The organism is Streptomyces sp. NBC_00576 (assembly GCF_036345175.1).
GTDB lineage: Bacteria > Actinomycetota > Actinomycetes > Streptomycetales > Streptomycetaceae > Streptomyces.
This window is the reverse complement of sequence record NZ_CP107780.1, coordinates 4,394,822-4,416,886: the sequence shown is the minus strand read 5'-3', so window position 1 is coordinate 4,416,886 and position 22,065 is coordinate 4,394,822. Positions and strand designations below refer to the sequence as shown.

The window sequence follows — 22,065 nt, the reverse complement described above, 5'->3', positions numbered from 1 at the left end:
GTCGAGGAGTACCAGACGCTTCTGGCCAAATACCTGACGGAGCCCGGGGACCACCCACCCGACTCACGCCCCATGGCCGTACGCCTGGTGGTCGTGCCCGACGAGGGCCCCCGGCCCCCCCCTGCCGACTCTGCCGACCGAGCCGGACGACGATCAGCGCCGCGCGAAGTCACCGCCCCACCCCTACCGCACCAGGCAAGGCCGCTTCCCGTCGAACTCCCACCCCGGCACCAGATACCGCATCCCGATGGCATCGTCCCGCGCCCCCAGCGCCTTCTCCCGGTACAGCTCATGTGCCGCGAGCACCCGCTCCATGTCGACCTGAACCCCTAGCCCAGGCGCGTCCGGCACCGCGATCTCGCCCCCGACGATCCGGGGCGGAGCGACCGTGAGGCGTTCCAGGCCCTCCTGCCAGATCCAGTGGGTGTCGAGGGCGTTGTACTCGCCCGGGGCCGCCGCGCCGCAGTGGGTGACCATGGCCAGGGAGATGTCGAAGTGGTTGTTGGAGTGGCAGCCCCAGGTCAGGCCCATCGCGTTGCACAGCTGGGCCACGCGTACCGAGCCCTGCATGGTCCAGAAGTGCGGGTCGGCCAGCGGGATGGAGACCGACTGGAGGGCCAGGGCGTGGGTCAGTTGCCGCCAGTCCGTGGCGATCATGTTGGTCGCCGTGGGGAGGCCGGTCGCCCGGCGGAACTCGGCCAGGATCTCCCGCCCCGAGTAACCGCCTTCCGCGCCGCAGGGGTCCTCGGCGTAGGCCAGCGTGCCGTTCAGGGGCGTGCACAGCTCGATCGCCTCGCGCAGCGACCACGCACCGTTGGGGTCGAGGGTGATCCGGGCCTCCGGGAAACGGTCCTTCAGCGCGCGTACGGCCTTGACCTCGTCGGCGCCTTCCAGGACACCGCCCTTGAGCTTGAAGTCGCGGAAGCCGTAGTGGGCGTGGGTGGCCTCGGCCTGGCGGACGATCGCCTCCGGGGTCAGGGCCTCCTCGTGCCGGACGCGGTACCAGTCGACGTCCGAGTCCGGCTCGCGGACGTAGTCCAGGTCGGTCCGGTCCGGGTCGCCGACGTAGAAGAGGTAGCCCAACACCCGTACGGAATCGCGCTGTTGGCCGTCGCCGAGCAGGGCGGCGACGGGGACTTCCAAGTGCTGGCCGAGGAGGTCGAGCAGGGCCGACTCGACCGCCGTCACCGCGTGCACGGTGGTGCGCAGGTCGAAGGTCTGGGCGCCGCGTCCGCCGGAGTCGCGGTCGGCGAAGCGGGCCCCGATCTCCCGCAGGATGCGCTTGTAGTCGCCCACCTTCGCCCCGACGACCAGGGACTCGGCGTCGCGCAGTGTCCGCGTGATCTTCTCGCCGCCCGGGACCTCGCCGAGTCCCGTACGGCCCTCGGAGTCGGTGAGGATCACGATGTTGCGGGTGAAGTAGGGGCCGTGGGCACCGGAGAGGTTCAGCTCCATGCTGTCCCGGCCGGCGACGGGGTAGACGGAGAAGGCGGTGACGGTCGGCTGGCTCATGCTCATCGATGTCCTTGAGTGCGAAGAGTACGAAGACGATCGGGTCGGTGATCAGATGTTGAGGATGTCCAGGGCCCATTCCGCTGCCAGCACTCCGCCCAGGCCCAGTACCGCCAGCACGGTCGTGTAGCTCGTACGGACCTTGATCGCTTCGACGACGGACAGGTTGAAGTACTCCTTGAACAGCCAGAACCCCGGGTCGTTGACATGCGAGCAGGCGATCGAGCCGCAGGCGACGGCGAGCACCATGATCTCCGGGTGGACGCCGCTGCCCGCGAGGAGCGGCAGCACCACGCCGGAGGCCGTCACGACGGCGACCGTCGCCGAGCCGAGCGCGACGCGGAGGATCACGGCGATGAGCCAGGCAAGGATGATGGGGGAGACGGACCAGGTGTCCGTGGTGTCCTTGATGTAGTCCGAGATACCGCCCTCCACCAGGACGTTCTTGAAGGCGCCGCCCGCGCCGATCACCAGCAGGATCATCGCCATCGCCTGCGCCGCCGACGTGCAGGACGCGCCCACCTCCTCCAGGCTCCGGCCGATGCGCGGACCGAACGCCCACACCGCCAGACACAGGGTGAGCAGCAGCGCGATCGGGGCCGAGCCGACGAACGCGACGACGTTCAGGAACGGGCTCTCGGCGGAGGTGGCCAGGTCGGTCACCGCCGCGCCCGCTATCAGGACCACCGGGAACAGGGCCACCGACAGCGACCAGCCGAGGCCGGGCATCTCCTCGTCGGTGAACTCGCGGTCGCTGACCAGGCCCTTGGGGATGGACGGGTCCATCGCCCTGATGAACGGCAGGCGCGGCCACACCAGTGCGATGAGCGCGCCCGCGGGTATCGCGATGAACAGGCCGTAGAACAGGGTCAGTCCGACGGAGGCGTGGAAGGTGGCCGCCACGGCGGTCGGGCCGGGGTGCGGGGGCAGGAAGCTGTGCATCGTGGAGAGGGTGATCGACATCGGCAGACCGACCCAGAGCAGCTTCGCGCCGGTGACCCTGACCAGGGTGAACGCGATGGGCACGATGATGATGAAGGCGACCTCGTAGAACATGGTCACGCCGATGAGCATGGAGGTGACCACCATGGCCACCTGAACCCCGCGCGGTCCGCCGGCGTCGAGGAGCTTCCCGGCGATCCGCTGGGCGGCGCCCGAGTCCCCCATGACCCGGCCGACCATCGCACCGAGGCCGATGGTGAGCATCGTGTCGCCGATCTGACCCCCGATGCCGTCGGAGAGGACGTCCGGGATGGTCGCCACCGGGATGCCCCGCACCAGCGCGACGCCGACCGCGACGAGGAGCAGGGCGGCGAAGCCGTTGAGGCGCAGCCTGGTCATGAGGAGCAGCAGAATCAGAACGCTGATGCCGACTACGAGGAGAGGCAAGACAGTTCCCCTTTGAACTGTTGAACCGAACTGAACTGTGTGAACTGGACCGAACTGTGTGAACTGGACTGGGGTGGCGGGTCGTTGGCCAGTCGGTCAGGTCGGCTGTCGTACTGCCGCCCCCACCAACCCCAAGCCGTGGTCCAGGATCTTCGCCAGGTCGGCGAGGTCGTCCGGGCCCGGGTCGGTGAGCGGGGCACGGACCGGGCCGACCGGGAGGCCGCGCAGTCGGGCCGCCGCCTTCACCAGGGACACGGCGTAGCCGGGCACCCGGTCGCGCAGTTCGACCAGCGGGACGTAGAACTCGCGCAGCAGCTCGGTCACGACGGTGTCGTCCCCGTCCCGCAGCGCGCCGAAGAAGGCGTTCGCGATCTCGGGGGCGAAGGCATGGACGGCGGAGGAGTAGGCGGGGACACCGACCGTGGCGTACGCGCGGGCCTGGATCTCGGCGGTCGCGGCGCCGTTGAAGAAGAGGAAGCCGTCGGGGGCGGCGAGGGTGAGGCGCTGGAGGCGGTCGAGGTCGCTGTGGCCGTCCTTGAGGCCGACGACCCCCGGAATCGCCGCGATCCGGCGTACGCCCTCCGCCGTGAACGTGACCTGGCCGCGCTGGTACGCGATCAGCGGCAGGCGAGTGCCCGCGGCGATGCGTCGCAGCTGCTCCACCAGCCCGTCCTGCGGGGCCCCGACGAGATAGTGCGGCAGGACCAGCAGTGCGTCCGCGCCCGCCTCCTCCGCGATACGGGCGAACCGCAGCGCCTGCGCCCAGCCGTAGCCGATGCCCGCGACCACCGGCAGCCGGCCGTCGGCGGCCTCGACCGTGGCGGTGACGACCGCGCGGTACTCGTCCTCGTCGAGCGAGAAGAACTCCCCGGTTCCGCAGGCGGGGAACACCGCGCCGGGGGCGGCGGCCAGCCGGCCGGTCAGGTACGCCCGGTAGGCGTCCAGGTCGAGACCGCCGTCGTCCCGGAAGCTCGTGAGCGGAAAGGACAGCACCCCGCCGGCCATTCCGTCACGGAGCCGCTGGACCACCCCTGCGGCATCCGCATCCGTGTTGATCACTGTCATGAACCTCATCTCTCTATGCAGATGGCGTCTGCGTATGAAGATGGAGGCTAGGTGTGTGAACGAGCGGGGTCAATGGCAGCGACAGCGCTGATTCACGGCCGACCTACGATTGGGCCCATGCTGGAGAAGAGGGGTGTCCGCAGCGTGAAGTCGGCGGCTCGGACCGTCGCGCTGCTGGAACTTCTCGCCGCGCGCGGCGAGCAGCCCTCACGTCTGGACGAACTCGCCGAGGAGTTGGGCGTGCCGCGCAGCAGCATGTACCAACTGCTCCAGACCCTCGTCGACTGTGGCTGGGTCCGCTCCGACGCCACCGGTTCCCTCTACGGCATCGGCATCCGCGCACTGCTCACCGGCACCGGCTATCTCGACGGCGACCGGCGTATCCGCGCGGTCCGCCCCTACCTCGACGAGGCCTCGGACGCGCTCGGCGAGACGATCCACCTGGCGCGCATCGACGGCCCGGACGTCGTCTATCTCGCCACCCGTGAGTCCCACGAGTACCTGCGCACCATAAGCCGCGTCGGCCGCCGGGTCCCGGCCCACGCGGGCGCCCTCGGCAAGGCGCTGCTCGCGGAGCGCCTCGACACCGAACTCCCGCTGCCTGAAGGTGAGTTGGCCGCCCTCACGGAGAACACCCACACCACCCGGGCCGCCCTGCACGCCGATCTGGCCGAGGTGCGCGAGCGGGGCTACTCCGTAGACCGCGAGGAGACGGTGGCCGGCCTCGCGGGCTTCGGCTTCGCCCTGCGTTACGACACCCCGGCCACGGATGCGATCAGTTGCTCGGTTCCGGTGGCCCGGCTGACCCCGGAGCACGAGGTTCGTATCGTCGCCGTCATGCGGGAGGTCCGCGCGAAGATCGAGAGCCATCTGCCCTCGACCTCGGGCGCGCCCGACTGGCGTTGAGGGCTCCGCGGGGCAGGCGGTCGCGCTCCACAGGGGCGCGGGGCTGTATCGATGTGCGGCTCCGCCGCGAGGGCGCGACCAGCACCCACCGGCCCGCACCGTCTACGCCAACGGCACCCGGGTGAACCGTCCCGCCGTCCGCAGCTCCCCCTCGATCCGGGACGCCGTCCCGTACAGCTCCGGCAGCACCTCCGACACGCACTGCTCCGCCGTACGCCGGGTCGTGTGCATCGCGACGTTCACCGCCGCGACCACCCGTCCCGTACGGTCCCGCACCGGGACCGCGATCGACCGCAGCCCCTCCTCCAACTCCTCGTCGACCAGGGCGTATCCCTGCTCCCGCACCCCCGCCAGCACATGCGTGAACGCCACCTGGTCCGTCACGGTGTGCGGAGTCAGCGGGGCCAGGTCCCGGACCTGACGCTCTGCCTCCGGTATGTCGGCCAGCAGCACGCGGCCCATGGAGGTCGGGTACGCGGGAAGCCGCGTCCCGACGGTGATGTTGGCGCTCATGATGCGCCTCGTCGCCACCCGCGCCGTGTACTGGATCTCCGCCCCGGTGTCCCCTGACAGGACCGCCAGCGACGCCGACTCCTGGACGCGCCCCGCGAGTTCGGCCAGGTGGGGGGAGGCGATCTCGGGCAGGGACGTGCGGGAGAGAGGCGGGAAGCCCAGGGACAGGACCCGGGGGGTGAGGGCGAAGGTGCGGCCGTGGGCCTCGACGTACCCCAGGTGCTCGTAGGTGATCAGGGCCCGGCGGGCGGTCGCCCTCGCCAGGCCCGTCGCCCGCGCTACCTCCGTCAGGGTCAGCTCGGCGCGGGACTCGCCGAAGGCCGTCAGGACCGTCAGGCCCCTGGCCAGGGACTCGATGAACTCCCGGCCCAGTTCCTGCTTCGAGGCCCCGGTCCAGGCCGCCAGGCCGGAGGGGGGCGCCGGCGTCTCGGCGGGCGGGCGCACCCGTAGCTCGGCCTCCATCCTGGCCACCGTCGCCCGCAGTCGCGGCAGCAGGTCGTCGCGGAGGTCGGTCACCGTACGGCGGCTCGTGTGGCTGACGACGCTCGCGGCACAGGCCACCCGGCCCGTACGGGGGTCCCGTACGGGTACGGAGACGGCGACCAGCCCCGGTTCGATCAGCTGGTCGTCCAGCGCCCAGCCGTCGACGCGGGCCCGCTCCACGTACGCCTCGAAGTCGGCGCCCGAGTCGGCGCCCGAGTCGGAGGGGCGGGGCGGAACGGCCGGGAAGCCGTGGTCGGCCGGGTCCGCCGCCCGGCGTTCGTGCCAGTGGTGCCAGTCGGCGGGCGTCCACTCGGTGGCGAACAGCGGGCCGGGGGCGGTGCGTTCGGCGGGGAGGAGGTCACCGATGCGGAAGCTGAGGGACATCGCGCGACGGCGGGTCGCCTGGTGGATGAAACGGATACCGTCCCGGTCGCCCACCGCGAGCGACACCGACTCGTCCAGCTCGTCGGCGAGGGCGTCCGCGTGCGCGTCGAGGAGCGCGGGCAGCCGGAGGGCGGCGAGGTAGGCGTTGCCGAGCTCCATCAGCCGAGGGGTGAGAACCGCGTCCCGGCCGTCGAGACGGACGTATCCCATGCGGGCGAGCGTCGCCGTGATCCGGTCCACCGTGGAACGGGCCAGACCGGTCGCGCGCTCAAGTCCGCTCAGGCTCAGCGTCCCGCCCGCCTCGGTCAGTTGCCGCAGTACGGCGATCCCGCGCATCAGCGGGGCGACGGCCTCGGTGGGCACAGCACCGTCCAGGACCGGCGTGACATTCGTGGCGGGGGCAACCATGGGCACACGGTAATGCCCGTACGGGACGCCTGAACGCCTGGTCGTACGCCCGTCGGCGCCGGCCGGCTCACCGCCGGGTGACGGTCACCCGGTAGTTCCCGTCGAGGTCCGCGCTCGCGACCGCGATCCGTATGCCCCGCCGCGGGTCCTTGAAGGACTCGCCGGGGGTGAAGGGCGCGTCGGAGAGTTCCGCGTGGACGTTCGGGCTGCGGGTGCAGCCGCCGCTGCCCTGGCGGGAGTCGTACACCGTGACCGGGCCGCGGCCGGTGTCGACGTTCGCGTCGACCCGGTAGACCAGCACACCCGGCCGGCACACCGTCTCGTCGTTGCCCTCCTGCGTGCGCAGTTCGACGGCGTATCCCGTACGGGAGGTAAGGGGCACGAACACGAGTTTCGCGCCGCCGGGACGGGCCAGCGGGGTGAGCGTGTACTGCGTCGTTCCGGCCGTCACCGCGCAGCCGACCTGCGAGGGGTCCAGCCAGCCGAGCTTCCACTTGTGCCAGCCGAGCAGGTCGTTGTTGGCCCCCCAGTCCTCGCTCATGATGTCCCAGTGACCGACGGCGCCCCCGCCGCGCTGGGTGTAGAGGTCGGGCAGCCCGAACACATGGCCGTTCTCGTGGGGGAGGACGCGGTAGCCCGTGGTGTCGTACGAAGCGGAACCGTCGTCCTGGCGGGAGTAGACGAAGGACGCGTTGGCGACGGGCACGCCGTCCGCGACCGGCGCCTCGCGGTTGCCGGCGAAGGTGACGGACAGGACGGTGTCCAGGGCGGAGGGGCCCGCGTTCGGGGTGACCAGCACGTTCAGCAGGTCGTACGAGCGGAAGTCGACCGTCGGGTCGGCGGCGGCCACGATGTCGTGGACCAGGCGGCGGTAGCCGGGGTCGAAGGGGGCGCCGCGCTCTATGCCGTACGAGCGGAAGGACCGGGGCATCCGCAGCCAGCCGGGGACGGGGGCCTCGGGGCGGTAGTCGAGGCGGCCGTAGGAGCTGGTGGTGAACCAGTCCCGGGTCTGCGGGAAGAACTCCGCGAGCCGGTCGCGGGCGCTGCCCTGGCCGGGGGCGTCGGAGAAGTCGACCATCAGGTTCAGCGCGCGGACGGTGCCGGTGGAGCGGGAGTAGCCGGCCGGAGTGGGCAGGCCTTCGGACATCTGGACGCCGAGGCCGCCCCGGATCATGCAGGGGCCGAACGGCGAGGAGCGGGCCAGCGGGACGGAGCCGGCGGCCGTCGGGGAACCCCGGGTGAGGTCTCCGGTGCCGGCCGAGGTGCTGACCGCGAGGGTCAGCGCGGCCACGGACAGGAGGGCGGCCATCCGGCGTGGGCGCAGAGGGCCCGGCGGGCGTATTCGACGTCGGCTGGTCGGCTGCTGCATGCACGGCCCCTTCGCGCCACGGCAGCCGCCGGTCTCGGACTGCACCCTTTCGATCACCCTGTGTCGAGGTCGGCGCGGGCGCGCGCTGGAGGAGACCGATCGTGGGTATCCCGCCGAAGCTGCTGTGACTCAGGTCACAGGAAGTCTGTGCGGATGCGGGAAATAACCGGGGAGCGTTTCCCCGTTTAGCCATGTGTCCGAGCGAAACGGGGAGTGACTCCCCGGATCGCAACGCAAGGTTCACAAAGGAGTACGCCGTGCAGACCGCGATCCGTGTGCAGAAGGTGACCCGGCCGCGTGCCGACGCCCTGCGCAACCGGGAGCGGATCGTCACCGCCGCCCGCGAGATGTTCGTCGAGTTCGGCGCCGAGGTGCCGATCGACGAGATCGCCCGCCGGGCCGGCGTCGGCAATGCCACGGTGTACCGCAACTTCCCGGACCGGGACGCCCTCGTGCGGGAGGTCGTCTGCTCGGTCATGGACCGCACGTCCGAGGCGGCCGAGCTCGCGCTCGCCGAGACCGGCGACGCCTTCAAGGCGCTGGAGCGCTTCGTGCATGTCGCCGCCGACGAGCGACTCAGCGCGCTCTGCCCCATGATGTCCAGCACCTTCGACAAGCACCACCCGGACCTGGAGGCCGCGCGGGAGCGGGTCGAAGAGCTCACCGAGGAGATCATGGACCGCGCCAAGGCGGCCGGCCTGCTGCGCACCGACGTGGGCGTGGGCGACGTGATGATCGTCGTGGCCCAGCTCAGCCGCCCTCCGGCAGGCACGGCGTGCGTGAGCATGGACCGCTTCGTCCACCGCCACCTGCAGCTGTTCCTGGACGGTCTGCGGGCCCCGGCCCCCTCCGAACTGCCGGGCACGGCCGTGACGATGGAGGACCTGCGCCGATCCTGACCGATTAGTCCAGCGCCGTATCCGAGTCACCACTCACAGCACGGCACGCCACATCGCACCACACCAGACTTCCGGCCGTCAGCGTCGACGACCTGTCCCCTTCTTCGTCTTCTCCGTCTTCTTCTTCATCTTCTTCGTCCTTTTTTCCGTCACGAAGTCCCGAAGTGGGTATCTCCATGTCCGAAACAGCCCAGGCTGCCGCCGCCAAGGCGCCGGCTCCCGACTCCAACCGCTGGAAGGCGCTGACGTTCATCGCGCTCGCCCAGCTGATGGTCGTGCTCGACGCGACCATCGTGAACATCGCACTGCCCTCCGCCCAGCAGGACCTGGGGATATCGGACGGCAACCGGCAGTGGGTCATCACCGCCTACGCCCTGGCCTTCGGCGGACTGCTGCTCTTCGGCGGCCGGATCGCCGACATCTGGGGCCGCAAGAACACCTTCGTCACCGGTCTGATCGGCTTCGCGGCCGCCTCCGCCCTGGGCGGCGCGGCGACCAACGAGGCGATGCTCCTCGGCTCCCGCGCCCTGCAGGGTGCCTTCGGCGCGCTGCTCGCGCCCGCCGCTCTCTCCCTGCTCGCGGTGATGTTCACCGACGCCAAGGAGCGCGCCAAGGCGTTCGGCATCTACGGTGCGATCGCCGGTGGCGGTGGCGCCGTGGGTCTGATCCTCGGCGGCTTCCTCACCGAGTACCTGGACTGGCGCTGGACGTTCTTCGTGAACATCCCGTTCGCGATCGTCGCCGCCCTCGGCGCGTACTTCGTCATCCGTGAGCCGTCCGGCAGCCGCAACCGCTCGCCGCTCGACATCCCGGGCGTCGTCCTGTCCACCCTCGGTCTGGTCTCCCTCGTCTACGGCTTCACGCGGGCCGAGTCCGAGGGCTGGAGCGACTCCCTGACGATCGGTCTGTTCGTCGCCTCGGCGCTGCTCCTCGCGACCTTCGTGTTCGTCGAGTCCAAGGTCAAGGCCCCGCTGCTGCCCCTGCGCGTCATCACCGAGCGCAACCGCGGCGGCGTCTACCTCTCGCTGGGCCTCGCGATCATCTCGATGTTCGGTCTGTTCCTCTTCCTGACCTACTACCTGCAGATCGTGAAGGGCTACTCGCCGGTCAAGACCGGCTTCGCCTTCCTGCCGATGATCGCGGGCATGATCACGGGCTCCACCCAGATCGGTGCCCGACTGATGACCCGCGTCCCGGCGCGGCTGCTGATGGGCCCGGGCTTCCTGGTCGCCGCGCTCGGCATGCTGCTGCTGACCCAGATGGAGATCGGCTCCTCGTACGCGGCCCTGCTCCTGCCGGCGATGCTCCTGCTCGGCCTCGGCATGGGTACGGCGTTCATGCCGGCCATGTCCCTGGCCACGCTGGGCGTCGAACCGCGTGACTCCGGTGTCGCCTCCGCGATGGTCAACACCTCGCAGCAGGTGGGCGGCGCGATCGGTACGGCCCTGCTGAACACGATCGCCGCCTCGGCCACCACGTCGTACGTCGCCGACCACATCGGCAGCGCGACCTCCCGCTCCCAGCAGCAGCTGGTCCAGCTGGAGGCCATGGTCGAGGGTTACACCAGCGCGATCTGGTTCGCCGTCGGCATCCTGGTCGCCGCCGCGGGTATCGCGTTCACCTTCATCAACGCCGGCCGCCCGGACATGAGTTCGGTCAGCGGTGAGGGCGCCGAGGAGGAGCTGAAGGTTCCGGTGGTCGCCCACTGACCCCGGCCCCTGCTCCGCCGGGACCCTTCGTACCCCTTCGGGTCACCCCGTACGTCACGCGGGGTGGGGACACCTCGTGACGTACGACTCCAGGATCTGCCCTGGTTCCGCGCTCAGCGGAGCCAGGGCAGATCCGCGTTCGCGTCCTTCGGCTGGAGGCCCTCGGCGACGGTCTCCATGACGTCGTGGAGCACCTTGAGCTGCTCGTCGGTGATCCGGTCGAACAACGCCTGGCGTACGGCGCGCACATGGCCGGGAGCGGTGCGCCGGAGCACCTCCCGGCCCTGGTCGGTCAGGACCGCGAACTGGCCGCGCTTGTCCGAGGGGCAGTCCTCGCGTCGTACCCAGCCGTTCTTCTCCAGGCGGGCGATGGCGTGCGAGAGGCGGGAGCGGGTGATCTTCGCCTTCATCGCGAGCTCCGTCATACGCAGCCGCCCGTCCGCGGCCTCGCCGAGACCGACGAGCAGGCCGTAGTAGACGTGCGGCATGCCGGCGTCGCGCTGGAGCTGGCGGTCGAGATGGTCCTCGAGAAGGGTGACGGCGTGCATGTAGGCGCGCCAGGTGCGCTGCTCCTCGTCGGTGAGCCAGCGGGGCTCCTCGCCGGATGTAGATGCTGTGTTCATGTACTCCACTCTACGTTCCCCGTCCTTGAATTTTAAACCAAAAAGATGTATGTTCAGTATGCAAGAAGCTTGAGACTTCAAGATGCAGACTTGAAGCAGGAGCGGTAAAGGTCCCAGGAAGGGAGCAGTCGACATGTCCGCCGACATCCAGGAGCGCATGCCGGCGCTCTATCTCAGTCACGGTGCCCCTCCGCTGGCGGACGACCCGATCTGGCCCGGCGAACTCGCCGCCTGGTCGGCCGACCTGCCCCGCCCCAAGGCGATCCTCATGGTCTCCGCCCACTGGGAAGAGGCCCCGCTCGCCATCGGCGCCACCCAAACGATCCCCCTCGTCTACGACTTCTGGGGCTTCCCCGAGCACTACTACCAGGTCGAGTACGCCGCCCCGGGCGCCCCCGAACTCGCCGAGTCCGTACGGAAGCTGCTGCGGGCCCCCGGCATACCCGTCCAGGACGTCCCGGACCGCGGTCTCGACCACGGCGCGTACGTCCCGCTGGTGGAGATGTTCCCCGAGGCGGACATCCCTGTCCTGCAGATCTCGATGCCGACCCTCGACCCGGTGAAACTGATGGACATCGGGCGCAAGCTCGCGCCCCTGCGTGACGAGGGTGTGCTGATCGTCGGCTCCGGCTTCTTCACCCACAACCTGGCCGCCCTCAGGCACACGGGCCCCGGAGTGCCGACCTGGTCGAGCGAGTTCGACGACTGGGGCCGCCGGGCGCTGGAGACACGGGACGTCGACGGCCTGCTGGACTTCCTGAACAAGGCCCCGGCGGGCCGGTACGCCCACCCGCGCACCGAGCACTTCGCCCCGCTCTTCGTGACGATGGGCGCGGCCGACGTGGCCGGCGAGCTGGACTCACAGAGGTCGGTCATCGACGGCTTCTGGCTGGGGATGGCCAAGCGGTCGGTTCAGTTCGGCTGACCCTCGCGGGCGGGCAGTCGGCCCCTTCGGGCAGGCGTCCGGGGGGCGGAAGGGTCAGGGAGAAGGGTGCGAGAGCGGGCCGAGAGCCCCTTCTCGCACCCAGAGTTCCTTCCCGCCCTCAGAGTTCCTTCTCATACCAGGCCACGTCCCAGTAACGGCCGAACTTGCGGCCCACCTCGCGGTACGTCCCGACGTACCGGAACCCGAAGCGTTCGTGCAGCCGCACGGACGCTTCGTTCGGTGTCACGATCCCCGCCAGGGCGCGATGCACGTCCTCGCCGGCCAGCGCCTCGAAAAGGGCCTTGTAGAGCAGGGTGCCGATTCCGCGCCCGCCCGCGTCCGGAGCGAGATAGACGGTCACCTCCACGGTGGTGCCGTACGCCGGCTTCGCACGGAAGGCGCCGGATGTGACATACCCCAGAATCCGCTGTGAGTCCATGTCCGTGGCAACCATCAGGCGGTGCGGGCCGTCTTCAGGGTAGGAGAGCAGCCAAGGGCGGCGCTCTTCCGGTGTGAAGACTTTGACGTCGAACGTGGTGGGTGTCTCGCGCACGTAGTGGTTGTAGAGGTCGGTTAGAGCTTCGAGGTCAGCCTCGACACCCGACCTGACCTGCACCTCTGTATGTTCCGACGACATTTCGCCTCCTCGTGTGGCGGCACAGGGTACTGCAAGATCAGAAAAATAGCGGGGTGGGTTGGGAATTCTGTCCTGATTCCAGGCGTTGTTTCCTTCGGATGCCGGGCACGCGAGGAGTGTGCTGAGCGTTCAGAGACCAACAGGGATATCAACGACCACCCGCTGACCCAACATCGCAAGGGAGCACGCATGGCAACCCGTGCCGTCGCCCGTCGTACGTCTTCCGCCACCGGCGGGACCGTCGGCGGCGCACGCAGTGTTCGCGCCCATGGCGGCGAGATCGCCGACCGCGACCTGGTCGGCATGTACTTGGACGAGATAGCTCGAACCCCGTTGCTCGACGCCGCGAAGGAGGTCGAGCTGTCGCAGACCATCGAGGCCGGTGTGTTCGCGCGCCAGATCCTCGACGGCGAGGCAGAAGCGAAGGCGGACGCCACCGTCCCGGAGCTGGAGGCGCTCGTCGCCGAGAGCGAGCGGGCCAAGGACATCTTCATCCGCTCCAACCTCCGGCTGGTCGTCGCCGTGGCGCGCCGTTACCCCCGCAGCGGCCTGCCCCTCCTCGACCTGATCCAGGAGGGCAACGCCGGCCTGGTGCGCGCGGTCGAGAAGTTCGACTACCGCAAGGGCTTCAAGTTCTCGACGTACGCCACCTGGTGGATCCGTCAGGCCATCACCCGTTCCATAGCCGACCAGTCGCGCACGATCCGCCTCCCCGTCCATTTGGTCGAGGAACTGGGCCGGATCCGGCGCGTGCAGCGCGAGTTCAACCGTAAGAACGGGCGGGACCCGGAGCCTGCGGAGATCGCGGCCGAACTGGACACGAACGCGGCGCGGGTGGTCGACGTCCTGGACTGGGCCCGAGACCCGGTCTCGCTGAACATGTCGGTTGACGACGATGGCGACACCCAGTTCGGCGACCTCCTGGAGGACACGTCGGCGGTCTCGCCGGAGCAGTCCGTCATGACCCTTCTGCGCAGCGAGGAACTGGACGACCTGATCGGCCGCCTCGACCAGCGCACGGCCTCCATCATCAAGATGCGGTACGGCATCGTCGACGGCCGGGAGCGCACGCTGACCGAGGTCGGCAAGGAGCACGGGCTCACCCGTGAGCGGATTCGGCAGATCGAGAAGCATGCGTTGCTGGAACTCAAGAAGCTGGCACGGGACACGGGGTTCGACGCGGCGGCTTAGTTCCACTGGGTGTGCGGGTTGTCTGCCGCGGGCCCGGTGAGGGCTCGCGCCCGCGCGGCGGAGCCGCATGTCGATACAGCCCCGCGCCCCTTCGGGGGCGCTGGACAGGCGTACCGGAATCGGTACCGGGGGCGCGTTTGGTGCTTCGTGCGCCGGGCGGCGTACGACTGTTCGGGGTCGCGTGCGCGGGGTGGCGGAAGGCCGCGCAAAGATAGCGGTGTCAGGCTGCTTCAAACCACCGGGTCCGGGGCACAAGACCTCAGGGCCCAGGACTTCGGGTCCGGGCGGCAACGCCTCGGATCCCCTGAGCCAAGTCCCGACGCAAACCCCCCCAGCGTCGGGACCTTCCCAAGCCGGGCTTCGGCACCTAACCCCCCCCAGGTGCCGGGGCCCGGCTCACTTTTGCCTCCGATGCGCTTCCGGAGTCGCCGCCGGTTCGCATCAACGGCGGGGCACCCCGTACCTGAACACCGGGGTGGCCCGCCGAATGGCAGATTCTGCCACAGCGGCATAACGTGGCGTCCGTGTCCCACCCCAGTTCCTCCGGTTTCGCCGACTCTTCTGTGTCACTCGGTTCCGCCGGTTCCGCCGGTCCTTCCGGTTCGCTCACCGAACGGCGTAAGTACGCGACCCGGATGGAGATCGCCCGGGTGGCGGGGCGACTCTTCGTGACCCACGGGCTGCGGGCCACCCGCGCCGAGGACATCGCGCAGGCGGCCGGGGTCGCCCCGCGCACCTTCTACCGCTACTTCGCCACCAAGGAGGAGGCCGTCGGTCCCCTTTTCGGCGCGGGCGTGGAGTGGTGGGCCCAGGCGGTGCGCGAGGCTCCGGCCGCGCTGTCCGTGCCGCAGGCACTGGAACACGCGGCACGGCAGGTGCTGACGCCCGGCGCCGTGGTGTCACCGGGCGCCCTGGACTGGGCCCGCACCCTGCTCCGGCTGGCGGAGGAGAGCCCCGGCCTGCTGCGGGTGTGGGCGGAGCGGTGCCGGACGGCGGAACGCGCGCTGGCCGAGGCACTGGACTCCCGGGGCGCGGGTCCGGCCGGCTCACCCGAGGCCCGCTTCACGGCCGCCGTCGCCAGTGCTGCCGTACGCGTCGCCTTCGAGACCTGGGCGGCCGGGGACGCCCCGGCCGACGGTCCGACCGGCCCGGCGGCACTGGCGGTGCGCAATCTGGGGGCGCTGCGGGACTTTCCGTGGAGCGGCGCGGGCTCCTGAGGGCTGCCGGCAGGGCGGTAGGGCTGTAGGGCTGTCGGTCAGCTGCCGGCCGCCCTGGTCATGCGGGCCCCTAACTCCCTTATGCGCTCGACCAGTTCGGCCGGTTCCCGGACGGTGAACTCGCAGTCGACCGACGCGAGCCGCACCGCCAGCGACTCCACCGCGTCGCCGACGGAGGAACGGATGCGGCAGCTGTGCTCGTCCAGGGGCTCGGGGGTGCCGAGCCAGGCCGGGACGCGGGTGGCGACATACGCGGCCGGGGCGGCGAACGTCGCCTCGAACACGTAGGCCTCCTGCCGTACGTACATCGAGCGGCGCAGATACTCCGCCGCGTCGCCCGTCGGCAGCTCGCGCGGGGCGAAGCGGGCGCCCGTCGCGAAGGGGTCGGCGACCCGGTCGACGCGGAAGGTGCGCCAGTCGGCGCGGTCGAGGTCGTAGGCGACGAGATACCAGCGGCGGCCGGTCGACACGAGGCGGTGGGGCTCGGTCAGCCGCTTGGTGGGGGTGCCGTCCTTGGCACGGTAGGAGAACCGCAGCCGCTCCTGCCCGGCCACAGCCGAGGCCATCACGGTCAGTGTCTCGGGCGCGATGACCGCACCGTCCCCGCTGGTCAGCGGGGTGGTCGCGGCCTGGAGGGTGGAGACGCGGCGGCGCAGCCGGGACGGCAGGACCTGCTCCAGCTTGGCCAGCGCCCGTACGGACGCCTCGTCCAGCCCCTCGACCGCGTGCCCGGCACCCGCCCGCAGCCCGACCGCGATCGCCACCGCCTCCTCGTCGTCGAGCACCAGCGGCGGCATCGCCTTGCCCGCGACCAGCCGGTAACCGCCGTCGGAACCCTTGCTCGCCTGCACGGGATAACCGAGTTCACGCAGCCGGTCGATGTCCCGCCGCACGGTACGCCGCGACACCCCGAGCCGGTCGGAGAGCTCGCCGCCGGGCCACTCGCGGGGCGTCTGGAGGAGTGAGAGGAGCTGAAGGAGCCGTGCCGGTGTGTCCGTCGTCATGGGTTCGAGGATGCCGTACCACTAGGACACGATCTGACCTAATGGGGTCCTAGCTTGAACGCATGACCTCCACCGAAACACCAACCGGCCTCACTGCCGTGCCGGACCGACGGCGCTGGTTCGCCCTCGCCATCGTGATGACCGCGGCCTTCATGGACCTCGTCGACGTCACGATCGTCAACGTCGCGATCCCGTCCATCCGGCGCGAGGCCGGTGCCTCCTTCGGCCAGATCCAGTGGATCACCGCCGGATACGCACTCGCCTTCGCCGCCGGCCTCGTCACCGGCGGGCGGCTCGGCGACATCCACGGCCGCAAGCGGCTCTTCCTCGTCGGTATCGGCGGCTTCACCCTCGCCTCCGCCCTCTGCGGATTCGCCGCGAACCCGGAGATGCTGGTCGCCTCCCGCATCCTCCAGGGCGGCATGGCCGCGATGATGGTGCCGCAGGTCCTGTCGATCGTCCACGCGACCTTCCCGGCGCACGAGCGCGGCAAGGTGTTCGGCCTCTTCGGCGCGATCGTCGGCCTGGGCGCGGTGACCGGTCCGCTGCTGGGCGCGCTGCTGACGGAGTGGGACCTGTTCGGGCTCGGCTGGCGGCCGATCTTCCTGATCAACCTGCCGGTCGGCATCGCGGGACTGATCCTGGGCCGCCGATTCATCACCGAGTCGAAGGCCCCGCGGGCCATGAAGCTGGACCTCGTCGGCGTCGCCCTGGTGACCCTGGGCCTGCTGATGCTGCTCTACCCGCTGATCCGCGGGCGCGAGCTGGGCTGGCCGCTGTGGGGGTACCTGTCGATGGCGGGCGCGCTCGGTGTCTTCGGCGCGCTGGTGGCGTACGAGAAGCGCAAGACGCGGATCGACGGTTCGCCGCTGGTCGAGCTGTCGCTGTTCAGGGTGAAGAGCTTCGCCGCGGGCATCGCCGTACAGACCCTCTTCGGGGTGGGCCTGGGCATCTTCTTCCTGGTGTGGACGCTGTACATGCAGATGGGGCTCGGCTGGAGCGCCCTGCGGGCCGGGCTGACCGGCGTGCCCTTCTCGATCGCGGTGTCGGTGGCGGCGGGGATGTCCGTGCAGAAACTGGTGCCGCGGTTCGGCCGCAAGGTGCTCCAGGCGGGCGCGCTGGTGATGGGCCTCGGCGTGCTGATCTACATCTGGGAGTCCGGGCGGTACGGCATGGCCATCGCCTCCTGGCAGATGGCGCTCCCGCTGGTGGTCATGGGCGCCGGCATGGGCCTGATCGTCGCCCCGCTGACGGACGCGGTGCTGTCGGAGGTGCCGAAGGAGCACGCCGGGTCGGCGTCCGGGCTGATCAACACCGTGCAGCAGATGGGCAACGCGCTCGGGCTCGGGCTGGTGTCGGTGGTCTTCTTCGGGGCGATGGGGGACCGGCTGGCGCAGAGCGAGGTGGGACCGGCGTTCGTGGACGCCTTCCAGAACGCGCTGGGGTGGGTGGCCGGGCTGATGGGTGTGATCTTCGTGGTGATGTTCGCGCTGCCGGGGCGGCCTGTCGCGGCGCCCGAGCAGGACGCGGCGGCGGAGGAGGAGCGGGAGAAGGTCCTCGTCGGCTGAGCGAGGACGGCTCAGCGAGGACGGCTCAGCGAGGACGGCTGGGCAAGGGCGGTGGAGCAGGGCCCGGCACCTCTGGTGCCGGGCCCTTACAGATGCCTGATTGTGTCCGTATCACGCCCGAACCTGTTTACTTTCCGGAAATCCGGGCGTAGCCTCCCGATGAATCCACAAGTTCGGGCATCAGTAGGCACCGGTCGGAGGCAAACGGACATGTACGCACCGGAGCGGCAGCAGGAGATCCTGCGGCTCGCCCGTGACGGCGGGCGGGTGGACGTACTGTCCCTGGCCGAGCAGTTCCAGGTCACCGCGGAGACCATCCGGCGGGACCTGAAGGCTCTGGACCGCGCGGGCCTCCTGCGGCGTGTGCACGGCGGTGCCATACCGGCCGGTCGCCTCGGCTTCGAGCCGGATCTCACCGAGCGCGAGTCGACCTACGCCGACGAGAAGGACCGCATCGCCAAGGCCGCCCTCACCGAACTGCCCACCGAGGGCACCCTGATCCTCGACGCCGGCTCGACGGTCGCGCGCCTCGCCGCCGCCATCCCGCTGGAGGCGACGCTCACCGTCGTCACCCACAGCCTCCCGATCGCGGCCCGCCTCGCCGACCACCCCGGCATCCAGCTGCACCTCGTCGGAGGGCGCGTCCGGCACCGTACGCGCGCCGCCGTGGACGCCTGGGCGCTGCGGGCGTACGGCGAGATCCGCGCCGACGTCCTGTTCGTGGCCGCCAACGGCTTCTCCGCCGAGTACGGGCTGACCACGCCCGACCTCGCCGAGGCCGCCGTGAAGCGGGCCGCCGTGGGCGCCGCCCGCCGAGTGGTGCTCCTCGCCGACTCGACGAAGCACGGCGAGGAGCACTTCGCCCGCTTCGGGGACCTGGGAGACGTGGACCTGCTGATCACCGACAGCGGGCTGAGCCCCGAGGACGCCACCGACCTCGAGCGCGGCGGCACGGAAGTGGTGCGCGCATGATCCTCACCGTCACTCCCAACCCGTCCCTCGACCGTACGTACGAGGTCCCGTCGCTCGACCGCGGCGAGGTCATCCGGGCGACCGGCGAACGGATGGACCCGGGCGGCAAGGGCGTCAACGTCTCGCGGGCCGTCGCCGCCGCCGGGCAGCGCACCGTGGCGGTACTGCCGCTGGGCGGCGCGCCCGGCGCGCTCGTCGCCGACCTGCTCGACGCCCAGGGCATAGAGGTCGCGCCGGTACCGGTCGCGGGCGCGACCCGGTCCAACATCGCCCTCGCCGAATCCGACGGCGTCCTGACGAAGATCAACGCACCCGGGCCCGAACTCTCGGCCGCAGAGCAGGAGTTGCTCCTGGAGACCGTGCGCCGGCAGTCGGCCGACGCCGACTGGATCGCCTGCTGCGGCAGCCTGCCGCGCGGCCTCGCACCCTCCTGGTACGCCGACCTCGTCGCTCGTACGCACGCGGCGGGTGCCCGGATCGCCCTCGACACCTCCGGCCCGGCCCTGCTGGCGGCTCTGCGCGAGCGGCCCGACGTCGTCAAGCCGAACGCCGAGGAACTCGCCGAAGCCGTCGGCCGTCCGCTCGCCACCATCGGCGACGCGCTCAAGGCCGCCGAGGAACTGCGCGAACTCGGCGCGGGCGCGGTCCTCGCCAGCCTCGGCGCCGACGGACAGCTCCTCGTCAACGGCTCCGGCACCTGGTTCGCCAGCGCGCGCGTCGACACCGTACGCAGCAATGTGGGCGCCGGTGACTCCTCGCTCGCCGGTTTCCTGATCGCCGGCGGCAGCGGGCCCGAGGCCCTCGCCTCCGCCGTCGCACACGGCGCCGCCGCCGTCCAGCTGCCCGGCAGCGTGATGCCGACGCCCGCCGACCTCGACCTGTCCGCCGTGACGGTGACGAGTGTGGTGCCCGTGGACCGCGCACTGAGGGAGCCGGTGTCATGAGCTCCCGACTGCGCACCCTCTTCGTGGCGCCGGGCGCCGTCGTCGTCCGGTTGCCCGTGGACCGCGTACTGAGGGAGCCCGTCTCGTGAGTTCCCCGTTGCGCGTCCCCCCTGAACCGGCCCTGACGCGGCGGGGTTCCCCCGGCCCCGCCGCAGCCGCCGCTCTTCCCCCGGACCCCCACCGCACCCACCGCGGTACCCGCACCACCCCCGTCCCCAGCCCCGCCCACCCCACTTCCCGGGCGATACGCGCGCGAAGGAGCCCGCGATGAGCGAGATGATCACCGCGGATCTGGTCGACCTCGACCTGTCCGCCCAGACCAAGGATGCGGCGGCCCGCGCCCTCGCCGAGCGCATGGTGGCGAAGGGGCGGGTGACCGACCTCGACGGCTTCCTCGCCGACGTGGCCGCCCGCGAGGCGCAGATGCCGACCGGCCTCGACGGCGGCATCGGCATCCCGCACTGCCGAAGCGAACACGTGACCGAGCCGACGCTCGCCTTCGGGCGCAGCGTCGCCGGGATCGACTTCGGTGCGGCGGACGGACCCGCCGACCTGATCTTCCTGATCGCGGCGCCGGCCGGCGCCGACGACGCCCATCTGACGATCCTGTCGTCGCTGGCCCGGCAGCTGATGAACGACGAGTTCACGGCGGCGCTGCGGTCGGTGGGCGACGCGGCGAGCGCCGCCGCGCTGATCCGCGGCGACGAGCCCCCGGCGGCGGGCACCGATGACTCCGCGGCGGTTTCGGCGGCGGCCTCCGCCGAAGCCGCCGCGGGTACCACGGATACGGGTACGGATGCGGGTACGGGTGCGGGCACCGACGGGGGCGGGCGACCGTTCCGGATCGTCGCCGTCACCTCCTGTCCGACCGGTATCGCGCACACGTACATGGCGGCCGAGTCGCTGGAGAACGCGGGCCGTGAGGCGGGCGTGGAGATCGTCGTCGAGACACAGGGCTCGGCCGGGTTCACCCGCCTCGACCCGGCGGTCATCGCCGACGCGGACGGCGTGATCTTCGCGCACGACGTGCCCGTACGGGAGAAGGAACGCTTCGCCGGGAAGCCGACCGTCGACGTCGGCGTCAAGGCCGGCATCAACAAGCCCGCCCAGCTCATCGCCGACGTACGCGGCAGGGCCGAGCGCGGCGAGGTCACCGCCGGTGCCCAGGGCGGCGGTACACCCGTCGAGCGGGCCGGCGAGTCCGGTGACAGCTACGGCACCAAGCTGCGCAAGTGGCTGATGACCGGCGTGAGTTACATGGTCCCGTTCGTCGCCGCGGGCGGCCTGCTGCTCGCCCTCGGCTTCGCGATCGGCGGCTGGGAGATCAACAAGGCGCCCTCGGTCATGGAGCATTTCTCCTGGACCCAGGTCGACAGCTGGGGCGCGCTGCTGTTCCAGATCGGCGGGGTGGCCTTCGGGTTCCTGATCCCGGTCCTGGCCGGTTACATCGCCTACGGCATGGCGGACCGCCCCGGGCTCGTCCCCGGCTTCGTCGGCGGAATGATCGCCTCGAACATCGCGGCCGGCTTCCTCGGCGGTCTGGTCGCGGGTCTGCTGGCGGGCGGAATCGTCCTGTCCATCCAGCGCATCAAGATCCCCCCAGTTCTGCGCGGCATCATGCCGGTCGTGGTGATCCCGCTGATCTCCTCGCTGATCGTCGGCTTCCTGATGTTCGTCGTCGTCGGCAAGCCCATCGCCGAAGCCCAGAAGGGCATGACGGACTGGCTCTCCGGCCTCTCCGGCTCAAACGCCGTCCTGCTCGGCATCCTGCTCGGCCTGATGATGTGCTTCGACCTCGGCGGCCCCGTCAACAAGGTCGCGTACGCCTTCGCCACCGCCGGTATCGCCGTCCAGGACCCGAGCGACGCCGCGATGAAGGTGATGGCCGCGGTGATGGCCGCGGGCATGGTCCCGCCGCTGGGCATGGCGCTGGCCACCGTCGTCCGCAGGAAGCTCTTCACCCCGGCCGAGCGCGAGAACGGCAAGGCCGCCTGGGTACTGGGCGCCTCCTTCATCTCCGAGGGCGCGATCCCGTTCGCCGCGGCTGACCCGCTGCGCGTCATCCCGGCCTCGATGGCGGGCGGCGCGGTCACCGGCGCACTGTCGATGGCCTTCGGCGCGACGCTCCGCGCTCCGCACGGCGGCATCTTCGTGGTCCCGCTGATCGGCAGCCCGTTCCTCTACCTGATCGCCATCGCGGTCGGCACCTGCGTCACGACGGCCCTGGTGATCGTCCTCAAGAGCATGCGCAAGCCGACGCCGGGCACCACGGCCACCGAGTCGCCGGAGGGCGCGACGGCGACGGCGCTGGAGAAGAAGGAGCCGGTCGCGGCGTAAGCGCAGCAAC

18 protein-coding genes are annotated in these 22,065 nt (G+C 70.8%); 10 read left to right on the top strand and 8 right to left on the bottom strand.

Annotation, left to right across the window (positions count from 1 at the left end; genetic code table 11):
* Nucleotides 1–183 precede the first annotated feature (183 nt).
* The 3 genes from OG734_RS18760 to OG734_RS18750 all read right to left on the bottom strand — a co-directional run bounded on the left by OG734_RS18760 (nt 184) and on the right by OG734_RS18750 (nt 3,966).
* Complete coding sequence (locus OG734_RS18760; RefSeq protein ID WP_330288660.1) at nt 184–1,512, bottom strand: enolase C-terminal domain-like protein; 1,329 nt, start codon at nt 1,510–1,512, stop codon at nt 184–186.
* A gap of 51 nt (nt 1,513–1,563) precedes the next feature.
* Nucleotides 1,564–2,901: a gluconate:H+ symporter gene (locus OG734_RS18755; protein WP_330288659.1), complete on the bottom strand. Its 1,338-nt coding sequence runs from the start codon at nt 2,899–2,901 to the stop codon at nt 1,564–1,566.
* 96 nt (nt 2,902–2,997) lie between these two features.
* The gene (locus OG734_RS18750; RefSeq protein ID WP_330288658.1) at nt 2,998–3,966 is read right to left on the bottom strand and encodes a 5-dehydro-4-deoxyglucarate dehydratase; all 969 of its coding nucleotides are present in this window, start codon (nt 3,964–3,966) and stop codon (nt 2,998–3,000) included.
* 117 nt (nt 3,967–4,083) lie between these two features.
* On the opposite strand from OG734_RS18750, the gene OG734_RS18745 reads away from it, so the two are divergent.
* On the top strand, nt 4,084–4,872 hold the full coding sequence (locus OG734_RS18745) for an IclR family transcriptional regulator (RefSeq protein ID WP_330288657.1): 789 nt from the start codon (nt 4,084–4,086) through the stop codon (nt 4,870–4,872).
* A 102-nt stretch (nt 4,873–4,974) separates the two neighbouring features.
* Here the strand turns inward: OG734_RS18745 and OG734_RS18740 are convergent, their stop codons facing one another.
* Together OG734_RS18740 and OG734_RS18735 are read right to left on the bottom strand one after the other, a co-directional pair.
* On the bottom strand, nt 4,975–6,660 hold the full coding sequence (locus tag OG734_RS18740) for an IclR family transcriptional regulator domain-containing protein (RefSeq protein ID WP_330288656.1): 1,686 nt from the start codon (nt 6,658–6,660) through the stop codon (nt 4,975–4,977).
* A 67-nt stretch (nt 6,661–6,727) separates the two neighbouring features.
* Nucleotides 6,728–8,029, bottom strand: coding sequence for a M6 family metalloprotease domain-containing protein (locus tag OG734_RS18735; RefSeq protein ID WP_330288655.1), 1,302 nt, complete (start codon nt 8,027–8,029; stop codon nt 6,728–6,730).
* Nucleotides 8,030–8,286: 257 nt separating this feature from the next.
* On the opposite strand from OG734_RS18735, the gene OG734_RS18730 reads away from it, so the two are divergent.
* Both OG734_RS18730 and OG734_RS18725 read left to right on the top strand, forming a co-directional pair.
* Complete coding sequence (locus OG734_RS18730; protein WP_330288654.1) at nt 8,287–8,928, top strand: TetR/AcrR family transcriptional regulator; 642 nt, start codon at nt 8,287–8,289, stop codon at nt 8,926–8,928.
* A gap of 176 nt (nt 8,929–9,104) precedes the next feature.
* Nucleotides 9,105–10,637 (top strand): MFS transporter, encoded by a 1,533-nt coding sequence (locus OG734_RS18725; protein WP_330288653.1) that lies wholly within the window; start codon nt 9,105–9,107, stop codon nt 10,635–10,637.
* 113 nt (nt 10,638–10,750) lie between these two features.
* On the opposite strand, the gene OG734_RS18720 is transcribed toward OG734_RS18725, so the two are convergent.
* Entirely contained in the window at nt 10,751–11,260 is a 510-nt protein-coding gene (locus OG734_RS18720; RefSeq protein WP_330288652.1) for a MarR family winged helix-turn-helix transcriptional regulator, read from the bottom strand.
* Nucleotides 11,261–11,393: 133 nt separating this feature from the next.
* Here OG734_RS18720 and OG734_RS18715 point away from each other — a divergent pair, with 133 nt between their 5' ends.
* A complete protein-coding gene (locus OG734_RS18715) occupies nt 11,394–12,185 on the top strand; it encodes a dioxygenase family protein (RefSeq protein WP_330288651.1) in 792 nt (263 codons plus the stop codon).
* A 118-nt stretch (nt 12,186–12,303) separates the two neighbouring features.
* On the opposite strand, the gene OG734_RS18710 is transcribed toward OG734_RS18715, so the two are convergent.
* Entirely contained in the window at nt 12,304–12,822 is a 519-nt protein-coding gene (locus tag OG734_RS18710) for a GNAT family N-acetyltransferase (RefSeq protein WP_330288650.1), read from the bottom strand.
* 189 nt (nt 12,823–13,011) lie between these two features.
* On the opposite strand from OG734_RS18710, the gene OG734_RS18705 reads away from it, so the two are divergent.
* Together OG734_RS18705 and OG734_RS18700 are read left to right on the top strand one after the other, a co-directional pair.
* Nucleotides 13,012–14,013 carry a sigma-70 family RNA polymerase sigma factor gene (locus tag OG734_RS18705; RefSeq protein WP_330288649.1) on the top strand — a complete coding sequence of 334 codons (1,002 nt, stop codon included), beginning with the start codon at nt 13,012–13,014 and terminating at the stop codon, nt 14,011–14,013.
* A gap of 635 nt (nt 14,014–14,648) precedes the next feature.
* Nucleotides 14,649–15,230, top strand: coding sequence for a TetR/AcrR family transcriptional regulator (locus OG734_RS18700; RefSeq protein ID WP_330293707.1), 582 nt, complete (start codon nt 14,649–14,651; stop codon nt 15,228–15,230).
* 38 nt (nt 15,231–15,268) lie between these two features.
* On the opposite strand, the gene OG734_RS18695 is transcribed toward OG734_RS18700, so the two are convergent.
* Nucleotides 15,269–16,234: a helix-turn-helix transcriptional regulator gene (locus OG734_RS18695; protein ID WP_330288648.1), complete on the bottom strand. Its 966-nt coding sequence runs from the start codon at nt 16,232–16,234 to the stop codon at nt 15,269–15,271.
* A 62-nt stretch (nt 16,235–16,296) separates the two neighbouring features.
* Between OG734_RS18695 and OG734_RS18690 the strand changes: the two genes are divergently transcribed.
* From OG734_RS18690 to OG734_RS18675, 4 genes are all read left to right on the top strand, one after another.
* On the top strand, nt 16,297–17,802 hold the full coding sequence (locus tag OG734_RS18690) for an MFS transporter (protein WP_330288647.1): 1,506 nt from the start codon (nt 16,297–16,299) through the stop codon (nt 17,800–17,802).
* Between the two features lie 210 nt (nt 17,803–18,012).
* Nucleotides 18,013–18,774 (top strand): DeoR/GlpR family DNA-binding transcription regulator, encoded by a 762-nt coding sequence (locus OG734_RS18685; protein ID WP_330288646.1) that lies wholly within the window; start codon nt 18,013–18,015, stop codon nt 18,772–18,774.
* Nucleotides 18,771–19,718, top strand: a complete 948-nt coding sequence (gene pfkB / locus OG734_RS18680; protein WP_330288645.1) for a 1-phosphofructokinase — start codon at nt 18,771–18,773, stop codon at nt 19,716–19,718. The genes OG734_RS18685 and pfkB overlap by 4 nt, the downstream gene beginning before the upstream one ends.
* A gap of 267 nt (nt 19,719–19,985) precedes the next feature.
* Nucleotides 19,986–22,055, top strand: a complete 2,070-nt coding sequence (locus tag OG734_RS18675) for a PTS fructose transporter subunit IIABC (protein WP_330288644.1) — start codon at nt 19,986–19,988, stop codon at nt 22,053–22,055.
* Nucleotides 22,056–22,065: the final 10 nt, after the last annotated feature.

Bases quoted from the DNA above. Each gene is read 5' to 3' on its own strand.
- OG734_RS18760 (WP_330288660.1), bottom strand. From the start codon at position 1,512: ATGAGCCAGCCGACCGTCACCGCCTTCTCCGTCTACCCCGTCGCCGGC.
- OG734_RS18750 (WP_330288658.1), bottom strand. From the start codon at position 3,966: ATGACAGTGATCAACACGGATGCGGATGCCGCAGGGGTGGTCCAGCGG.
- OG734_RS18745 (WP_330288657.1), top strand. From the start codon at position 4,084: ATGCTGGAGAAGAGGGGTGTCCGCAGCGTGAAGTCGGCGGCTCGGACC.
- OG734_RS18740 (WP_330288656.1), bottom strand. From the start codon at position 6,660: ATGGTTGCCCCCGCCACGAATGTCACGCCGGTCCTGGACGGTGCTGTG.
- OG734_RS18735 (WP_330288655.1), bottom strand. From the start codon at position 8,029: ATGCAGCAGCCGACCAGCCGACGTCGAATACGCCCGCCGGGCCCTCTG.
- OG734_RS18725 (WP_330288653.1), top strand. From the start codon at position 9,105: ATGTCCGAAACAGCCCAGGCTGCCGCCGCCAAGGCGCCGGCTCCCGAC.
- OG734_RS18720 (WP_330288652.1), bottom strand. From the start codon at position 11,260: ATGAACACAGCATCTACATCCGGCGAGGAGCCCCGCTGGCTCACCGAC.
- OG734_RS18715 (WP_330288651.1), top strand. From the start codon at position 11,394: ATGTCCGCCGACATCCAGGAGCGCATGCCGGCGCTCTATCTCAGTCAC.
- OG734_RS18710 (WP_330288650.1), bottom strand. From the start codon at position 12,822: ATGTCGTCGGAACATACAGAGGTGCAGGTCAGGTCGGGTGTCGAGGCT.
- OG734_RS18705 (WP_330288649.1), top strand. From the start codon at position 13,012: ATGGCAACCCGTGCCGTCGCCCGTCGTACGTCTTCCGCCACCGGCGGG.
- OG734_RS18700 (WP_330293707.1), top strand. From the start codon at position 14,649: ATGGAGATCGCCCGGGTGGCGGGGCGACTCTTCGTGACCCACGGGCTG.
- OG734_RS18695 (WP_330288648.1), bottom strand. From the start codon at position 16,234: ATGACGACGGACACACCGGCACGGCTCCTTCAGCTCCTCTCACTCCTC.
- OG734_RS18690 (WP_330288647.1), top strand. From the start codon at position 16,297: ATGACCTCCACCGAAACACCAACCGGCCTCACTGCCGTGCCGGACCGA.
- OG734_RS18685 (WP_330288646.1), top strand. From the start codon at position 18,013: ATGTACGCACCGGAGCGGCAGCAGGAGATCCTGCGGCTCGCCCGTGAC.
- pfkB (WP_330288645.1), top strand. From the start codon at position 18,771: ATGATCCTCACCGTCACTCCCAACCCGTCCCTCGACCGTACGTACGAG.
- OG734_RS18675 (WP_330288644.1), top strand. From the start codon at position 19,986: ATGAGCGAGATGATCACCGCGGATCTGGTCGACCTCGACCTGTCCGCC.